Origin of the sequence: Micromonospora sp. NPDC050795, assembly GCF_044456785.1 — a bacterium.
GTDB lineage: Bacteria > Actinomycetota > Actinomycetes > Mycobacteriales > Micromonosporaceae > Micromonospora.
In genome coordinates this window covers 1-2,685 of the sequence record NZ_JBITGE010000086.1, presented here as the reverse complement: position 1 = coordinate 2,685, position 2,685 = coordinate 1, and the positions used below count along the sequence as shown (strand labels likewise).

2 protein-coding genes and 1 pseudogene are annotated in these 2,685 nt (G+C 68.2%); all 3 read left to right on the top strand.

What is annotated here, in order from left to right; all coding sequences use genetic code 11:
* On the top strand, positions 1 to 361 hold a 361-nt coding region (locus ACIBEF_RS32160; protein WP_396797185.1), incomplete at its 5' end, for a transposase.
* A gap of 12 nt (positions 362 to 373) precedes the next feature.
* Positions 374 to 790 (top strand): annotated as a pseudogene (locus ACIBEF_RS32155) (transposase); the annotation flags it as partial.
* 379 nt (positions 791 to 1,169) lie between these two features.
* Positions 1,170 to 2,685, top strand: a 1,516-nt coding sequence (locus ACIBEF_RS32150) for a hypothetical protein (protein WP_396797184.1), incomplete at its 3' end; no start/stop codon positions are given.

Sequence of the window (2,685 nt, the reverse complement as noted above, 5' to 3'; positions counted from 1 at the left end):
GAACACCCCGGACGCGCAGTTGCTGTTTCCGTTGCTGGATGCCTTCACGCCGGTGCGGGGCCGTCGCGGCCGGCCCCGCCGCCGTCCGGGCAAGCTGCACGCGGACAAGGCCTACGACGACAAGGCGATCCGGGCCGAGGTCCGCCGCCGGGGCATCGCCGTGCGCATCGCCTGCAAAGGCGTCGAGTCCTCCCAGCGTCTCGGCCGGCACCGGTGGATCGTCGAGTCGTGCCTGTCCTGGTTCACCAACAACCGTCGCCTCACGCGCCGCTACGAACGCAAAGCCGAGCATCTCCACGCCTTCGCCGACCTCGCCGCCATCCTCATCTGCCACCGCCGACTCGCGAAAATCACCAACTGAGACACCCCTTAGCAGCTGCGGTTCACGACCAAGCCGCCGCTGGCGTCTCGGGTGATCGCCGCAGCGGTCACCGCCGGGCTGCCGTGTCGATGGGTGGCCGGCGACGAGGCATACGGCAACGATCCGCGCCTGGCAGCCCCGCTCCGTCAGCTGCGACTGGGCTACGTCTTGGCCGTGGCCTGCTCTCATCAGGTGATCACCGGCCTTGGCGTCTACCGCGTTGACGCCCTCGCCGCCGGTCTTCCCGCCACCGCCTGGCAGCGGGTGTCCGCGGGTCGAGGCGCGAAAGGCTATCGCTACTACGACTGGTCCTTCACCGCACTGCCCCACGCCGCCGACGCCCACGGCGGGCACCACTGGCTGCTGATCCGCCGCGACCGCGGCACTGGCGAGCTAACCTTCTACCGCTGCTGGACACCCGAACCCGTCGTGGCGGGGGTAGGACAGCATGGCGAGGCTCCCGGTCGGGGCTTCGAGTCTTGGTCGACAGCTGTCCTACCTGGAGCCTCGCACCCATCGATAACCGGGCCTGCCACACTCGCCCTGAGCTGCAAGATCAGCTTGGAAAAGGCTCTGGCTTCGACACCACAATGATCACGATCCCCGTGCCTGCCCTGCTATACGGCCCAACCGGTCACAGAGCCGGGTCGTGGAGATCGGCACCAGCTCCAGGTGACGCCGACCAGCCACGCAACCCCGGAACTTGCAACCGCCCTGCAAGATCAGGGGCAAAACCCGGGGAAGCTGTTGAACGCGTGACTGTCATCGCTCGTTGAGAGGCCAGTACCGGAAAGATGAGGAGATCCGGATGGCACCTAGGAATTCCGATCAGGTCTTTGCGCAGGCGTTGAACCGCCTACCGGTAGGCACCCCCATCACGCAGAACACCACAGTGACGCTGCCCGGTCATCCCGTCCCTGTTCCCATCGGCCCACTGGTGAACAGACTCCGGAACATCTCGGCCGGCGGGGGGCGGGTGGCGGCGCCGGATCCGGCGTTGGTCGCCGCGTTGGCCGCGCACGGCCTGCACCGCAACCCGACCGCGCTCCCCGACGGCAAATGGCGGCTGCTACCCAGCGGCGCCAATATCATCTGGCCCGATCAGGTCTTTGCGCAGGCGTTGAACAGTCTGCCGGTAGGCACCCGCATCAAGGGCAACACCACAGTGACGCTGCCTGGTCATAGCGTCCCTGTTCCCATCGGCCAACTGGTGAGCAGACTGCGGGACGCCTCGGCCGGCGGGGGGCGGGTGGCGGCGCCGGATCCGGCGTTGGTTTCCGCGTTGGCCGCGCACGGCCTGCACCGCAACCCGACCGCGCTCCCCGACAACAAATGGCGGCTGCTACCCAGCGGCGCCAGAATCACCTGGACCGATCAGGACTATGCGCAGGCGTTGAACCGCCTACCGGTAGGCACCCGCATCACGCAGAACATCACAGTGATGCTGCCCGGTCATCTCGTCCCTGTTCCCATCGGCAAACTGGTGAACACACTGCGGGACATCTCGGCCGGCGGGGGGCGGGTGGCGGCGCCGGATCCGGCGTTGGTCACCGCGTTGGCCGCGCACGGCCTGCACCACAACCCGACCGCGCTCCCCGACAACAAATGGCGGCTGCTACCCAGCGGCACCATAATCACCTGGACCGATCAGGACTATGCGCAGGCGTTGAACCGCCACCCGGTAGGCACCCGCATCACAAACGACACCACAGTGACGCTGCCCGGTCATCCCGTCCCTGTTCCCATCGGCCAACTGGTGAGCAGACTGCGGAACGCCTCGGCCGGCGGGGGGCGGGTGGCGGCGCCGGATCCGGTATTGGTCGCCGCGTTGGCCGCGCACGGCCTGCACCGCAACCCGACCACGCTCCCCGACAACAAATGGCGGCTGCTACCCAGCGGCGCCAAAATCAGCTGGACCGACCAGAACTATGCCCAGGCGTTGAACCGCCTGTCGGTAGGCACCCGCATCACGCGGAACACCACAGTGATACTGCCCGGTCATACCGTCCCTGTTCCCATCGGCCAACTGGTAAACACACTGCGGAAAACTTCGGCCACCGGGGGGCGGGTGGCGGCGCCGGATCCGGCATTGGTCGCCGCGTTGGCCGCGCACGGCCTGCACCAGCGCCCGACCACGCTCCCCGACAACAAATGGCGGCTGCAACCCGCAGCAGCCGTCCCTGCCCGGCCCGTCCCCGCAGGGAACACCGCCACCACCGCCCTGACCGGCCCCGGCCCCGGCAGTGCACCGAGCATCGCCGATCTTCTCCGTCAGCGGCAGCCCCCACACCTCGCTGAAAACCCGCCACCGCCACGACCGGCGC